This window comes from Pontibacter populi (genome assembly GCF_040278685.1).
GTDB classification, from domain to species: Bacteria; Bacteroidota; Bacteroidia; order Cytophagales; family Hymenobacteraceae; genus Pontibacter; species Pontibacter populi.
The window spans coordinates 115,046-130,505 of sequence record NZ_JBEOKT010000009.1; the positions used below are offsets into that span (position 1 = coordinate 115,046).

General features: G+C 45.9%; 16 protein-coding genes. 11 read left to right on the forward strand and 5 right to left on the reverse strand.

Annotated features, from left to right (window positions below; all coding sequences use genetic code 11):
* The first annotated feature begins 2 nt into the window (after positions 1–2).
* A complete protein-coding gene (locus ABS362_RS11810; protein ID WP_350412683.1) occupies positions 3–722 on the forward strand; it encodes a hypothetical protein in 720 nt (239 codons plus the stop codon).
* A gap of 76 nt (positions 723–798) precedes the next feature.
* On the opposite strand, the gene ABS362_RS11815 is transcribed toward ABS362_RS11810, so the two are convergent.
* Both ABS362_RS11815 and ABS362_RS11820 read right to left on the reverse strand, forming a co-directional pair.
* A complete protein-coding gene (locus ABS362_RS11815; protein WP_162345496.1) occupies positions 799–948 on the reverse strand; it encodes a lmo0937 family membrane protein in 150 nt (49 codons plus the stop codon).
* Between the two features lie 67 nt (positions 949–1,015).
* Positions 1,016–1,168, reverse strand: coding sequence for a lmo0937 family membrane protein (locus tag ABS362_RS11820; RefSeq protein WP_162426218.1), 153 nt, complete (start codon positions 1,166–1,168; stop codon positions 1,016–1,018).
* A gap of 420 nt (positions 1,169–1,588) precedes the next feature.
* Between ABS362_RS11820 and ABS362_RS11825 the strand changes: the two genes are divergently transcribed.
* Entirely contained in the window at positions 1,589–2,482 is an 894-nt protein-coding gene (locus ABS362_RS11825; protein WP_350412684.1) for a 3-hydroxyacyl-CoA dehydrogenase family protein, read from the forward strand.
* Positions 2,483–2,793: 311 nt separating this feature from the next.
* On the opposite strand, the gene ABS362_RS11830 is transcribed toward ABS362_RS11825, so the two are convergent.
* Positions 2,794–3,606, reverse strand: coding sequence for a 2,3,4,5-tetrahydropyridine-2,6-dicarboxylate N-succinyltransferase (locus tag ABS362_RS11830; protein WP_350412685.1), 813 nt, complete (start codon positions 3,604–3,606; stop codon positions 2,794–2,796).
* 50 nt (positions 3,607–3,656) lie between these two features.
* Here ABS362_RS11830 and ABS362_RS11835 point away from each other — a divergent pair, with 50 nt between their 5' ends.
* The 8 genes from ABS362_RS11835 to ABS362_RS11870 all read left to right on the forward strand — a co-directional run bounded on the left by ABS362_RS11835 (position 3,657) and on the right by ABS362_RS11870 (position 11,362).
* The gene (locus ABS362_RS11835) at positions 3,657–4,796 is read left to right on the forward strand and encodes a glycosyltransferase family protein (RefSeq protein WP_350412686.1); all 1,140 of its coding nucleotides are present in this window, start codon (positions 3,657–3,659) and stop codon (positions 4,794–4,796) included.
* 76 nt (positions 4,797–4,872) lie between these two features.
* Positions 4,873–5,871: a 3-oxoacyl-ACP synthase III family protein gene (locus ABS362_RS11840; protein WP_350412687.1), complete on the forward strand. Its 999-nt coding sequence runs from the start codon at positions 4,873–4,875 to the stop codon at positions 5,869–5,871.
* Between the two features lie 116 nt (positions 5,872–5,987).
* Positions 5,988–6,644 (forward strand): metal-dependent transcriptional regulator, encoded by a 657-nt coding sequence (locus ABS362_RS11845; RefSeq protein WP_350412688.1) that lies wholly within the window; start codon positions 5,988–5,990, stop codon positions 6,642–6,644.
* Between the two features lie 4 nt (positions 6,645–6,648).
* Complete coding sequence (locus ABS362_RS11850) at positions 6,649–7,584, forward strand: metal ABC transporter solute-binding protein, Zn/Mn family (RefSeq protein ID WP_350412689.1); 936 nt, start codon at positions 6,649–6,651, stop codon at positions 7,582–7,584.
* Between the two features lie 12 nt (positions 7,585–7,596).
* Positions 7,597–8,391, forward strand: coding sequence for a metal ABC transporter ATP-binding protein (locus ABS362_RS11855; protein WP_350412690.1), 795 nt, complete (start codon positions 7,597–7,599; stop codon positions 8,389–8,391).
* Positions 8,392–8,509: 118 nt separating this feature from the next.
* Entirely contained in the window at positions 8,510–9,793 is a 1,284-nt protein-coding gene (locus ABS362_RS11860; RefSeq protein ID WP_350412691.1) for a metal ABC transporter permease, read from the forward strand.
* Between the two features lie 73 nt (positions 9,794–9,866).
* Positions 9,867–10,739 (forward strand): metal ABC transporter permease, encoded by an 873-nt coding sequence (locus ABS362_RS11865; RefSeq protein WP_350412692.1) that lies wholly within the window; start codon positions 9,867–9,869, stop codon positions 10,737–10,739.
* A gap of 68 nt (positions 10,740–10,807) precedes the next feature.
* The gene (locus tag ABS362_RS11870) at positions 10,808–11,362 is read left to right on the forward strand and encodes a thioredoxin family protein (protein WP_350412693.1); all 555 of its coding nucleotides are present in this window, start codon (positions 10,808–10,810) and stop codon (positions 11,360–11,362) included.
* 186 nt (positions 11,363–11,548) lie between these two features.
* Here ABS362_RS11870 and ABS362_RS11875 read toward each other — a convergent pair whose 3' ends face one another.
* Positions 11,549–11,797 (reverse strand): hypothetical protein, encoded by a 249-nt coding sequence (locus tag ABS362_RS11875; RefSeq protein ID WP_350412694.1) that lies wholly within the window; start codon positions 11,795–11,797, stop codon positions 11,549–11,551.
* 399 nt (positions 11,798–12,196) lie between these two features.
* On the opposite strand from ABS362_RS11875, the gene mnmE reads away from it, so the two are divergent.
* A complete protein-coding gene (gene mnmE / locus ABS362_RS11880; RefSeq protein ID WP_350412695.1) occupies positions 12,197–13,576 on the forward strand; it encodes a tRNA uridine-5-carboxymethylaminomethyl(34) synthesis GTPase MnmE in 1,380 nt (459 codons plus the stop codon).
* A 154-nt stretch (positions 13,577–13,730) separates the two neighbouring features.
* Here mnmE and ABS362_RS11885 read toward each other — a convergent pair whose 3' ends face one another.
* On the reverse strand, positions 13,731–15,170 hold the full coding sequence (locus tag ABS362_RS11885) for an FAD-binding oxidoreductase (RefSeq protein ID WP_350412696.1): 1,440 nt from the start codon (positions 15,168–15,170) through the stop codon (positions 13,731–13,733).
* Between the last annotated feature and the right edge of the window lie 290 nt (positions 15,171–15,460).

A 15,460-nucleotide genomic window follows, 5' to 3' on the forward strand; every position in this document is an offset into this window, starting at 1 on the left:
CCATGTCTGCGAAACAGAAACCATATTATGCAAAGTGCCTCCTGGCACTTTGCATTTTTGCTTTTACAAGCTTTGCTGCAGTGGCACAGGTAGAGCCTGATTCTGTAAAACGTAAGCCAGCTTTACCTACAGGCCCTCCGGGTACTGAAAAGCCAGTATATACTCCTAAACCGCAGCCGCAACCACAAACACAGCCTCCGGTGCAGCAGCCGCAGGTAGAGCAGCAAGAGCCTGAAGAAGCAGATAGAGAGCAGCAGGAGTTTATAGATAAACTATATTTTGGTGGAAGCTTTGGCTTACAGTTTGGCTCTTATACCAACATCACTTTACTTCCTATTATTGGCTATAGGGTTACAGATAAGTTGAGTGTGGGAACCGGCGTAGTCTACCATTTTATAAGTGGCGGTGGCATATCTCTGAATAACTATGGAGGCCGTGGATTAGCGCAGGTAGAGGTAGTTGATATTATGGAGGGCGCTTTGCTGGCACACGCTGAAGTGGAGATCCTCAGCCGGGAATATTTGCGCGATAATCCAAACAATACGTTCACAAAACTCAGAAAGACCATGACACTACCCATGGTTGGGGCTGGTTACAGGCAGCGAATCGGCGAAAAAGCTTCGTTAGACCTGCTGATACTATACAATGTAAACGATGATATTGTAAACCCTTATAGTAACCCGGTTATTCGTGCTGGTGTAAATATACCTTTCAGGAAATAAAACTTACAAACTATAAAATACAAAAGGACTGCCTTACAGGGCAGTCCTTTTGGTTTAAGGAGTATAGATCGTAGTGCTAGCCTCGTATGAGTCGTAAAAGCACCATGATAACGGCGATTACTAATAAAATGTGGATCAGTCCACCTACGGCATCAGGGAATCCCAGGAAGCCGATTAGCCAGAAGATCACAAGGATAACTGCTATAATATACAATAAATTTCCCATAGTTTTAATTGTTTAATGAAGTTGTACGTTGTTTGTTTAATTTATTAACGTGTAATCTAACTTGAGGTTAAACTCCCCGGATCAGGCGCAGCAGTACGGCAATTACAGCCAATACAAGCAACACATGAATAATGCCACCAACGGCATCCGGAAATCCTAAGAAGCCGATCAGCCAGAAAATTATCAGCACAACGGCTATGATATACAATAAATTTCCCATAGTTAAGAGTCTTTAGTTTATGACAACTGCCGTTTTGAATTCGGCTACACACCGGTAAATGCCAGCAGTTGTACTTTTTTGTTTAAGCTTTTACGCATATATATTACAAAGGATGTATTAACCGCAGGTTTTTTCTTAAATAATCTGATGTTGCAACCTTAATTGCATTTCAACCCCCACCCCTCCAGCTATATTTAACTACTTAAACAACAGGCAACTTACAATGATGCTAACATAAGCTATAGTCAGAAATCGACTACCTTCATATTTTTATAGCTTCCTGCACAATATGAACTATAGTTAGAAATGACATATAGGCTAAAAGTTGAAGTCTGCCAAGATGGTATTGAATACAACTATAGAATAAAAGATTTTCTTTTAGCTTTGTATGGATTACCAAACTATATGTTTACAGAACCTATGAAAAAAGTAGCAGTTATTGGCTCAGGTACGATGGGCAACGGCATAGCCCACGTTTTTGCACAAAATGGTTTCCAGGTATCTCTGGTTGATATAGCTGAAGAAGCATTGAACAAAGCGCTGGGTACCATCACCAAAAACCTGGACCGCATTATAGCCAAAGGCAACCTGACCGAAGAACAGAAACAACAAACCTTAGCAAATATTACCACCTGCACGAATATGCAGGATGGCGTGAAAGATGCCGATCTGGTAGTAGAAGCTGCTACCGAAAACGTTGACCTTAAACTGAAGATATTCCGTGACCTGAACAGCTTCGCCAAACCGGACGCTATTCTTGCCAGCAATACCTCCTCTATCTCCATTACTAAAATTGCATCGGTTACAGACCTCCCGGAAAGAGTTATAGGCATGCACTTCATGAACCCTGTACCGGTGATGAAGCTGGTAGAGATCATTCGTGGGTATTCTACATCTGATGAAGTAACGCAACAGGTAATGGACATGTCGCTGCAACTGGGCAAAGTACCTACCGAGTGTAACGACTACCCTGGCTTTGTTGCAAACCGCATCCTGATGCCGATGATAAATGAAGCGATCTATAGTTTATATGAAGGCGTAGCCGGCGTAGAAGAAATAGATACTATCATGAAATTGGGTATGGCTCACCCGATGGGTCCACTGCAACTAGCTGACTTTATAGGTCTGGATGTATGCTTGTCTATCCTGAATGTATTGTACGATGGCTTTGGCAACCCGAAATACGCACCATGCCCGTTGCTGGTAAACATGGTACAGGCCGGCCACAAAGGTGCAAAATCAGGTCAGGGCTTTTATTCCTGGACACATGGCACCAAAGAACTTATAGTTGCCGACAGATTTAAAAAGAAGTAATTGATGAAAGTTAGAGGTTAAATTGTTAGTTGGGTGATGGTTTAACATTCAAGAAACCGGCATAATTACAAAAAGCCGCTGCAGGTAATACTTGCAGCGGCTTTCTTATTATAAGAATCAGGTTTAATAAGATTTAAGGATTACCAGGATGATTTTAACCATCAGTAATTCTTAAAACTGTATACTATATAAACCAACTATAAAACAAAAGAGCCTCCACCATAAAGGCAAAGGCTCTTCTTATGCTATAGTTGATTACCGTTTCGTTTTCTGGTTTAACAATTTAACCTTCCAACAATCAACAATTAAACCTAAACCGCTACCGCATTATCACGCAGCGCGTCGTTTAAGGAAGTTTTCAGGTCTGTGCTTTCTTTACGTTGACCAATGATAAGGGCGCATGGCACCTGGAAATCGCCGGCCGGGAATTTTTTGGTATATGAACCCGGGATAACAACAGCGCGTGGTGGCACATAGCCTTTGTATTCTTTCGGCTCGCTGCCAGTCACGTCAATTATCTTAGAGCTACCGGTTATAGTTACACCAGCACCGATTACGGCTTCCTTACCAATGCGGCAGCCTTCAACCAGTATACTTCTTGATCCTATAAAGGCACCGTCTTCAATAATAACCGGGGCAGCCTGAACCGGCTCCAACACACCGCCAAGACCTACACCACCGCTAAGGTGTACGTTTTTGCCAACCTGGGCGCAACTACCAACTGTAGCCCAGGTATCTACCATAGTTCCTTCGCCTACCCAGGCACCAATGTTTACATAAGAAGGCATCATAATCACACCTTTAGAGAGGAACGAACCATAACGTGCTACTGCATGAGGTACTACACGTACGCCAAGCGCTGCATAGTTTGTCTTAAGGGCAATCTTATCATGAAACTCGAAAGGGCCTACTTCTATGGTTTTCATGGCCTGCATCGGGAAGTACAACAGCACCGCTTTCTTTACCCACTCGTTCACTTTCCAGTCGTCGCCAACCGGCTCGGCAACGCGCAGTCTGCCTTTATCTAAATCTTCTATCACAGCACGTACCGCATCTACAGTAGCCTGTTCCTGCAACAGTTCCCGGTTCTCCCAGGCCTGCTCTATTATCGTCTGAAGCGTCATCTAAAATATAGTTGATATTGAATAATGCGTAAAAGTATTAAATTTAACCGATGTCTGAAAAGAGAATTCTGCTTGCCTCGCTGTTAAAACCCGTGAACGATACCCGTATGTACGGCAAACTCGGGCTTTCGCTATGTAAGCTACCTTATGCCCAAGTGCATATCGCCGGTTTTGCAGCCCCTGTTCCTGACAATATCCCTGCAAACATGCAGCTGCACCCCATCTTTTCATTTAAAAGGCTAAGCTCCGGCAGACTTACAGCGCAACAGAAATTCTGGAGATTACTTCAAACTGTAAAACCCGATCTGTTTATAGTCTGCACACACGAATTGCTATTATCGGCATGGCTCTATGCCAGGAACCATAATTGCCGCCTGATCTATGATGTAAGAGAGAACTATAGTTTGAACCTTACAGCACAGGATGCCTACAACCCTATACTTAAAAGAGTTCTTGCAGCAGGCGTGAGAAGTATTGAGAAACTGACTGCCCCAACTATAGCTCACTTTCTGTTGGCTGAAAAAAGCTATGCTCAAGAGCTTCCTTTTATAGGTAACCGTTATACTATAGTAGAGAACAAGTATAAACCTGATACAGACTATAGATTACCAGACACCCCTGTAAAAATAAACCGTGAAAGGATAAAGTTGCTTTATTCTGGCACCATTGCAGGCATTTACGGCGTATTTGAAGCAGTAAAGTTAACAGAACAATTATATCACCTTAACCCTAACTCAACACTAACTATAATCGGATACTGTGCCCACGGCCCTACGTCGCAGAAGCTGAAGCAAACTATAGCTGACAAGCCATACATAACTTTAATTGGTGGAAACAAACTGGTACCTTACCCTGAAATACTACACGCTATTGCCACGCACGATATAGGTTTACTGCCGTATCACCCAAACCCGAGTACGTTTCGGTGCATCCCTACAAAACTATATGAGTATATGGCTTATGGCCTTCCCATACTTATACAGCAAAACCCTATTTGGCAAAACCTGTTATTAAATGCAGATGCAGGCCTAACGATTAACTTTAACAAAACAGGGGCAACCAATTTATTACAAACCATTTATGACACTATATTCTATAAAAATGGAATACCTACTGATATTTTCTGGGAGTCAGAGGAAGAAAAGTTAATACAGGTTGTGAGCCGTGTTTTAAAGCATTATAAAACCTAGATGCAAATAAATTTATTTTTAGACGAATCTAAATTTAAGAAATAACAGTATATTTGAAAACTTTAACAACTAAACTATGCGCAATTCAAAAATAGCTGGCGTTGGCCATTACGTACCTGAAACTATAGTTACCAACAAAGACCTGGAGCAGATCATGGAAACCTCTGATGAGTGGATCCGGGAGCGAACTGGTATAGTTGAGCGACGCTATTTTAAGGAAGGTACTGACACAACTGCCAACATGGGTGCCAATGCGGCTCGTATGGCGCTTAAGAATGCCGGACTCGAAGCTACTGACCTGGATCTGATCGTGTTTGCTACGCTAAGTCCTGATTATGTATTTCCGGGTTCTGGTGTGTTGTTGCAACGCGAACTTGGCCTGAAAGAGATACCTGCCCTGGATGTGCGTAACCAATGTTCCGGCTTTATCTACGCCCTGTCTGTGGCCGATCAGTTCATTAAAACAGGTATGTATAACAACGTGCTTGTAGTTGGCTCTGAGATTCACTCCAGCGGTCTTGACTTTTCTACCCGCGGTCGTGGGGTATCGGTAATTTTTGGAGATGGCGCTGGTGCTGTTGTATTAACTCCTTCTGAAAGCACCGACAAAGGCATACTAAGCACACACCTGCATGCCGATGGCGAATTTGCGGAAGAACTGGCTGTACTGGCCCCGGACACAAATAAAAAAGAACGCCTGACCCACGAAATGATCGACAATGGCTCTATCTACCCTTACATGAATGGCAATATGGTGTTCAAGCATGCCGTAACCCGCTTTCCGGAAGTGATTGAAGAAGCACTTAATAAAAACGGCTATAAAGCTACTGATATAGACATGCTTATACCCCACCAGGCTAACCTGAGAATTACTTCTTACATACAACAGAAAATGGGGTTGCCTGCTGAAAAAGTAATGAGCAACATCCATAAATACGGTAACACTACGGCGGCTTCTGTGCCTATTGCGCTAAGCGAAGCAATACAAGAGAACCGCATAAAAGAAGGTGACCTCGTTTGCCTGGCAGCCTTCGGAAGCGGCTTCACCTGGGCATCGGCACTTATTCGTTGGTAACTGTTCAATTTTGAATGACTGAATAACTGAAGGAGTGAATAAAGCAGGAACGTATATCTCCTTTAGCACTTTTCACATTCAGTTATTCATTCATTCACTCATTCAAAATTATAAAGGTGCTCAGTTTTACAGAAGAGAACTATATAAAAGCGATCTATAAGCTATCGGGCGGTGGCAGAGATGGGGTTAATACCAATGCCATTGCCGATGCTTTGGATACCAAGGCCGCGTCGGTAACCGATATGTTGCGTAAGCTCAGCGCTAAAGGCCTGGTAGATTATGTGAAGTATAAAGGTGTATCGCTCACGGAAGCAGGTGAACGTGTGGCCCTAAACGTGATCCGCAAACACAGGCTATGGGAAGTTTTTTTAGTTGATAAGCTTAAATTTAACTGGGATGAAGTGCACGAAGTAGCCGAAGAACTGGAACACATTAGTTCTGAGCTGCTTACCAAGCGACTGGATGAGTTTCTCGGTCACCCACAATTCGACCCGCACGGCGACCCGATACCATCTGAGAACGGCGAACTGAAACTGAAACCCCAGAAGCTGCTGGCCGATATGGAAGTACAGGATAATGGTATAGTGGTAGGTGTAAATGATTCGCAGCCGCTGTTCCTGCAATACCTCGATAAGATGGGGATTTTTTTGGGTGCAAAAATTAAAGTATTGGATAAGATACCTTACGATAGCTCCCTGGAGATCAACATAGAAAACAAAAAGAACCTGGTGGTTTCCAGTGAAGTGGCGCGCAATATTTTCCTCTCTGCTTAAGCTTATGCAACCTTACCGCTCTTCTCTCCTGCTACTGCTTTTCGTGTGCCTGCTTTCATGGGGTTGTAAGCAAACTATAACCAAAGGCCCGGTGCCCGAAGGTAAAAAAATGTATGTAGTCACCACCACCGGTATTCTCGCAGATGCTGTCAAGAATATAGTTGGCGATGCTGCCACCGTAGAAGCGGTTATGGGCAGTGGCGTAGACCCGCACCTGTACAAGGCCACGCAAGGCGACCTACAGAAACTGACCGATGCTGATCTTATAGTTTACAACGGCCTGCACCTGGAAGGCAAAATGGGCGAAGTACTTTCAAAACTCAACCGCTTTAAATCTGTGGTGGCCGCCGCCGAAGAATTGCCAAACGAAAGGTTACTACAATCGCAGGACTATGCCGATAGTTTTGACCCGCATGTGTGGTTCGATGTTTCGTTGTGGCAGCAGGTTGTGCAACACCTGGCAGACGAATTAAGGAAGAAAGATCCAAAAAATGCCAAACAATACGAACAAAATGCGGCAGCATATTTAAAGGAACTAGAGCAACTTCACAGCTATACCGGGCAGGCCATCGCTTCCATACCAGAGCAGCAGCGCATACTCATCACAGCACACGATGCTTTCGGTTATTTTGGAGAGGCCTATAAAATTGATGTCCGCGGCTTGCAGGGAATCTCAACGGTGTCGGAGTTTGGACTGCAGGATGTATCTGTGCTGGTAAATTTTATAGTTGATAACCGCATAAAAGCTGTGTTTGTTGAGTCTTCGGTTTCGCCTAAGGCAATAGAAGCAGTTGTAATCGGAAGCAGGAAGAAAGGCCATCAAGTACAAATTGGTGGAACCCTTTTTTCAGATGCGCTCGGTGAGGCAAGTACACCTGAAGGTACTTACACAGGCATGGTAAGGCACAATGTCAGCAATATTGTAACGGCTTTAAAATAAACAAATTATACCATGATACTTCATGTAGATAACCCGGTAGTGGAAGTGCACGATTTAACTGTTAGTTATGATCGCAAACCTGTGCTCTGGGGCGTAGACCTTACTTTGCCAGCCGGCTCGTTGGTGGGTGTGATAGGGCCAAATGGAGCTGGTAAGTCTACCCTTATTAAAGCCATTATGGACCTGTTACCGGCAAGCAGCGGCTACATCCGCATTTTTGATGAGCCGATAAAGGAGGTTCGCAACCGTATTTCGTATGTGCCGCAGCGTGAGTCTGTGGACTGGGACTTCCCGGCTTCGGTGTTTGATGTGGTGCTAATGGGTCGGTATGGCAAACTCGGTTTATTTAACCGGCCACGCAAAGCTGATAAAGATGCTGCCATGCAGGCCCTCGAAAAAGTAGGCATGCAAAGCTTTGCCGACCGGCAGATCTCCCAGTTATCCGGCGGACAACAGCAGCGCGTGTTTTTAGCAAGAGCACTGGCCCAGAACGCCGACATCTACTTTATGGACGAACCCTTTGCCGGGGTGGACATCGCTACTGAAACCGCCATTATAGAACTGCTAAGAACCATGCGCGCTCAAGGCAAAACGGTTATAGTAGTGCACCACGACCTGCAATCGGCCAGCGAGTATTTTGACTGGGTAGTATTACTGAACATGCGCCTGGTAGCATCCGGCCCCACAGAACAGGTACTGACACAGGAATTACTGGAGCAAACTTACGGTGGCAAGCTAACAGTACTCAGCAAAGTAGGCGACCTGCTCCGCAAACAGGAATTCCCGGCGAGAGAGAGTCGGAGTTAGAAAGTTTGGAAGTTAAAAGGTTAGAAAGTTATAGTTGTAGAGACGCATTACATTGCGTCTTATATGAGGGAAAAAACCATTTAACCTTCAACCATTCAACAATTAACAATTAAAAAGCATGCAGGAGTTTTTAGAGTTCTTTTCGTTTGCCGATGCCAACATCCGTTATGTAACGATTGGCTCGGTGCTGCTGGCGAGTAGTTCGGCGGTGGTGGGCTGCTTTTCGCTGCTTCGTAAGAGAGCTTTGGTTGGTGATGCGGTGGCGCATGCCGTGTTGCCGGGTGTTTGCCTTGCTTTTATAGTTTCAGGTACCAAAAACCCTCTTATTTTGCTGCTTGGGGCTTTTATAACTGGCTGGATCTCGCTGGTGCTTATAGATTACATCACTTCCCGGTCACGTATTAAAGAAGATACAGCCATCGGATTGGTACTGTCAGTTTTCTTCGGAATAGGCATATTGCTGCTCACCTCCATTCAACATTCAGGCAATGCAGCGCAGAGCGGTCTTGATAAGTTTTTGTTTGGTAAAGCAGCCTCACTGGTTGGCGAAGACCTTATCGTATTCGGGGCGGTAGCTATACTCCTGCTTATCACAACTATACTTTTTTACAAAGAGCTAAAACTACTGTGTTTTGACGAGACATTTGCAAAAAGTATTGGTTTCCCGGTGCGGTCGCTGGAGTTGTTGCTTACCACGCTTACCGTTTTTGCGGTGGTGGTGGGCATACAAGCCGTTGGTGTAGTGTTGATGGCAGCCATGCTGATCACCCCTGCCGCAGCAGCCCGTTTCTGGACCGAACGACTGGGTGTAATGCTGGTTCTGGCTGCCGTTATTGGTGCTTTTTCAGGAATATCAGGCGCTTTTGTTTCGTATACCGCTCCGGCTATGCCAACCGGCCCATGGATCGTACTGATCGTTTCGATGGTTGCTATCCTATCGTTTGCTTTTGCGCCTAAACGTGGCTGGGTTGCCCGTATGCTTCGCCGTCGTCATAATAAAATTCAGATACTGGAAGAAAACCTGCTGAAGTTATTTTACCAGCTGGGTGAGCAACACGAAGACTATTTCAGTAATAGGACCCTGGATAACATCCTTACCCGCCGCAACATACCCAAAAGTCAGGCTTTGGCTGGACTGGCAAAACTTAAACGGCAAGGCTATATTCAGCGTCATCCGGATGGCTGGGCACTAACCCGCGAAGGTGAGATAAGAGGCAAGCGTGTCGTTCGCCTGCACCGCCTCTGGGAACTATACCTGACCCAATATTTACAACTGGCCTCCGACCATGTGCACGAAGACGCAGAAACGATAGAACACATAATTACCCCGGAACTGGAGCAGAAACTGATGGAAGAACTCAACTACCCTGCCCTGGACCCACATCATACCCGGATTCCGTAGGAATCTGAATTATAAATTGTTGCAATACAAACATAAAATTGCTTACTGATAATTATTAACTGATAACTGAAAAGTGAACGCATTCTGGATAATACTGACCGGATCTTTGGTAGCTACCTGCTGTAGTTTGCTGGGTTGCTACCTTATACTTCGTCGCATGGCTATGGTAGGCGATGCTATTTCGCATGCCGTATTGCCGGGTATTGTTATTGCGTTCCTGTTCACGGGCTCACGTGACTCTATTCCTATGATCATCGGTGCCGGATTGTTAGGTGTACTGACGACTTTTCTGATTGAGTTCTTTCACCGCTATGCCCGTGTGCAGGCCGACGCATCTATTGGCATTACCTTTACCTGGCTATTCGCGATTGGCATTATTTTGATCTCCGTTTTTGCCGGACAGGTAGACCTTGACCAGGATTGCGTGCTTTATGGGGAGATTGCCTACGTTCCCCTGGACCTATGGCTGACGGAAGATGGCCTCAGCTACGGCCCGCAAACTATCTGGACCTTAGGCTTCGTAACTATACTTATCATTGCGTTTATCACGTTTGGGTATAAAGAGTTGTTTTTAACAGCTTTCGACCCGGGCTACGCTGCTGTTATCGGCATTTCCACTACACTCTGGTATTACCTGCTCATGACGGCTGTTTCACTTACAACGGTGGCCTCGTTTGAGTCGGTGGGTGCTATCCTGGTAGTGGCATTTTTAGTTGGTCCACCGGCAACGGCTTACCTGCTTACCGATAACTTTAAGACCATGCTGATATTTTCCGTGATCATCGGGATCGTGGCGTCTATAGTTGGTTATTACCTGGCTTACTGGCTCGACGGGTCTATTGCAGGTGCTATAGCAACAGTTACAGGAATACAGTTTACACTGGCTTTCCTGTTCTCGCCAACGCATGGGTTACTGCTGAAGAACAGGAAAACTATGGCTGTATAGCTAAGTTTCAGGCGTAAAAAGAAACTGTTTCGGGTTATGGTTTGTGTTAAGTCAAAGATCAGGACAAAATGAAAAAAGGTCTTTATATATTGCTCCCGCTGCTGGTACTTTTAGCTGGTATCTCTGCTTTCAAAATGAATACCGCCCAGGGCAACGGTAAACAAACCAAAACCGAAAAGGCTGAAACTATAAAATGGCTGACCATGGAAGAGGCCGAAGCCAAAATCAAGAAAGAGCCCCGCAAGATCTTTGTTGATGTGTATACGGACTGGTGCGGGTGGTGCAAAAAGATGGACAAAGACACGTTCTCTGATCCTGAAATAGCCGCTTATGTAAATAAACATTACTACGCCGTAAAACTGGATGCTGAAGGCAAAGACCCTATTACCGTAAAAGGCCACACCTACACGTTTAAGCCTGAATACAAATCGCATGAGTTGGCGCTGGCACTTCTGAACGGACAAATGAGCTACCCTACCACTGTATACCTCGACGAGCAGATGAACATGCTCACCCCTGTTCCCGGCTACCTCGACAAAGCGACTTTCAAAAGGATCATTAGTTACTTCGGCGACAACCACCACAAAACTATGACCTGGCAGGAATATGAGAAGAAGAAGTAAAATTTAGAGTTTAGTTCTTCATTTTGTCAACCTGAGCAAAGCCGAGGGATCTTATATTTCCTATAGTTTACTTAACTGTCATTTCGAACAGCGTGAGAAATCTATCTCAGCTTATAGTTGATATTCTTTCCAACTTCCACCAAGCTTTCTTTTCAAACTTCCTTTAATCCTGGGAGCTTTACTTGCCTATCGTTTCAATTCAGCTTTGGTGCCCTCACGGCCGGGAGGCCCCGTCTTCGGGCATCGCGCTGTGTACATTTCTTTTTCTCGTACCTCGAAATGCCTGCGGCACCGGAAATCTACAAGGCGCTCAACCCAAAGACTGAGATCTTTCTCATAGAAACTGCTTTTGTATAGTTTGGACCGGTAAGCTCCGACATTTATCGTGACTATAGTTCCGTAGGGACAGGTCGCGACCTGTCCGCTCGACACCATAAACTATAGAACTATAACCTCAACTATAGCGGAGTCAGAAATTCCCCTCTCGGGAGGGGCAGGGGTGGGTTTACGCTACCAGATCCCTCACGCTGTTCGAGATGACAAAGTAAAAGCAGAAAACTTCCCACCTTAGATAAAATTCTATGATCCTGGACTTGTTTCGGGAGAGGTTCTGGGAGTGGTTGGATAACGGCAACTATAGCCAGCGCTGCTGCAATTTTTGTCCCTATCGGGCCAGTTGAATCTGGAGACTCGCGCCAGCGCATTTCACAATCTACCCATCCCTTAACCCTTTATAAGCCTGCTCGAGCCAATACCCAACCTACAGAACTATAACTCTATTCCACATAGCATCAGATAAGTTCGTAAATTTGTGATATTACTTAAAGCGACACCTTGAACTCGAATATACTGACCACCGATACTATTGTAGCCGTAGCTACAGCCCCGGGCACTGGCGCCATTGCCGTTATCCGCTTGTCGGGCCCGGAAGCTATAACTATAACCAACTCCGTTTTTAAAGGCAAAAACCTGGAAGTGCAAGCCAGCCACACCCTGCATTTCGGAACGATACGTGATGGTGACAAGATAATTGACGAGGTACTGGTATCGTTGTTTGTAGCCCCTCACTCCTACACCAAAGAGAATGTGGTGGAGATATCCTGCCATGGCTCCGACTTTATAGTGCAGCAAATTATGCAATTGTTGCTTAAAAAGGGGGCTCGTCTGGCCAATGCCGGTGAGTTTACCAAGCGTGCCTTCCTTAACGGGCAGTTCGACCTGGCGCAGGCCGAAGCTGTTGCCGACCTCATCGCTTCCGACTCGGCCCTCTCCCATGAAGTAGCCATGAAACAGATGCGCGGCGGTTTTTCGCAGGAAATTAAGCGTTTACGCGGCGAACTGGTGCACTTTGCCTCTATGATCGAGTTGGAACTGGACTTCGGTGAAGAAGATGTGGAGTTTGCAGACCGTGAGCAGCTGCGCAGCCTTATCAATAACATTCAAACTATAATCCGGGAGTTGCTGAAGTCGTTTGAGTTGGGCAACGTGATAAAGAACGGCGTGCCTACGGTTATAGTTGGCAAACCCAATGCCGGTAAATCTACACTGCTGAACAAGCTTCTAAACGAGGAAAAAGCCATTGTATCGGACGTGCCGGGCACTACCCGCGACTTTATTGAAGACGAAATTAACATCGGGGGTATTACCTTCCGGTTTATTGATACGGCCGGCCTCCGCGAAACCACCGACAAGGTGGAGGCCATTGGGGTGGAGCGCACCCACCAGAAACTGAGCCAGTCGGCGCTTATTATTTACCTGTTTGATATTGCCGAAACCACCCCGGAAGAAGTGCAGGACGAAATTGCCAAACTGAACCCTAAAAACCTGCCCCTGCTGCCGGTAGCAAACAAAATAGATCAGGCTACACCAGAGAAACTGGCAAGCTTCGCAACTATAGATGGTCTGGTACAGATCGCCGCAGCTGAAGGTGCGAACCTCGAAAGCCTGAAGCAGGCCCTGACCGACAAAGTGAACCTGGGCAAACTAAATACCCAGCAACAAACTATAGTTACCAACCTCCGCCACGTAGACAGCCTGCAAAAAACCTACGAAGCCCTTGATGACGTGCTTAACGGACTAAGCCTGGGTATCAGTAATGACCTGGTGGCCGCCGACATCCGACGCGCCCTTTATAGTTTAGGTCAAATCACGGGTGAGATCACAACGGACGATCTGCTGGACAATATCTTTACTAAATTCTGCATCGGAAAGTAAGAGACATAGTTAACAGTTATTATAAATCCCTCCTGCCACAGCACGAGGGATTTATAGTTTACAGCCTGCCTTAGCTTATCCTGGTTACAATCTGATTACCAGTTAATATATCACATTTAACTGGCTTTACACTTTTACCCCAGTAAGTGCTGTTTTAATGCAGTGCTACAGTGTTGGGTTTAATGTTCTGGTTAAAACGGAAGAGGTTTTCCGGGTCGTATTTTGTTTTCACTTCCACCAGACGGTCGTAATTAGGACCGTAAGCAGCCGGAATACGCTCTTTTTCATCCTGGGTCAGGAAATTGACATATACACCACCAGTTGCATAATCTGCCGAGTCTTTAAAGAAGGCGCGGGCCCAGTTTATGCTCTTTTCATCTTCAGCAGCTGTTTCCCAGCGGGCATGCACATTCATAATAAAACTGGCATTGCGGTGTGGGTAGGCAGTTTCTTCATCACCCACACGTTCCATCTGCCCTCCTACCTGGCCCAGGAAAATTTCGGTGTGGGGTGATGGCAAACGGTGCACATAATCGATCATCAGATCAATAGCTTCATCGCTTAGTTCAGTAAAATTGTGTGATTTCCAGTAGTTGCGGGCACCCGGGGTAAGCAGCGGATCAAAGGCTTTCTGCCAGCCTGTGAACGGGTGCGGACCAATTACATCAGCTATCGGGTTGCCCCACTTACGGAGCGGTTCCAGTATCTTTTCTCCTTTTGCCATATCTCCTATGTGGCAGGCAGCTAATACCACTACTTCTTTGCCATGCCACTCTTCCGGCAGAAATGGCAGCGGAGGTGCTTTGCGCAGTACTACCCAAACAGCCGTTTCGTCGGGTAGCGTATGGGCATAATTCCGGTAAAACTGCAGCACCTCTTTTGCGTGTTTGAACGGATGTACAATTAACCCCGAAAGTACCTGCGGACCAACCGCGTGCAGTTGAAACTCAAAAGAAGTAACTACACCAAAGTTGCCGCCCCCACCACGTATAGCCCAGAACAGGTCAGGGTTCTGTTTTTTACTGGCATGCACCAGCTTACCTTCGGCAGTCACCACATCAGCCGACAACAGGTTATCTACAGTCATGCCGTACTTGCGGCTGAGCCAACCAAAGCCACCACCCAGGGTAAGTCCCGCTACTCCGGTGGTAGAGTTTATGCCAAGTGGTGTTGCCAGCCCAAAGGCCTGTGCTTCGTGGTCAAAGTCTGCTAATGTACAACCTGGCTCAACACGTGCGGTCTCAGCTTCAGGGTCTATCCGTACAGACCGCATCTGAGAAAGATCGATAAGGATACCTTTGTCACAGATGGCATTTCCTGCAATGTTATGGCCCCCGCCCCGCACTGCCACCAATAGCTCATGTGTACGTGCAAAATTTACAGCCTGTATCACGTCGGCTACGCCGGCGCAGCGTACTATAAGTCCCGGATGCCGGTCTATCATTCCGTTCCAGATAACCCTGGCAGCATCATACCCGGCCGATTCCGGTGTAAGGAGCTGTCCGCGCAGGCTGGCTGAAAATGCAGTAACTTCTTCATCTGAGAGTTGTGTGGTTGCTCCTTCGAGCGTACCCAACGTAAACATATGGCTCATTGGTACCTCCTTTTATTAAGTATAAAACAAACTAATCCGGTAAGTATACCACACACTACACCCTCTGTATGTTGTACGCATTCATACTAAAAATGCACTTAAAACATAAACAATAGAAGGTATTCTTGCTGTTTTTCCTGTAAATAACACATTTGTGCTAGTAAACATGTTCTAACTATAGCTGATGATTTCCTGAGCCAAAAGCAGAACGTATGTTGGCAGCGTCTATCTTTGCCTGGTAGCAGTAGCCACCTGTAAAACAGGCTGCAGTAACGACGTTTCCTGCCTGT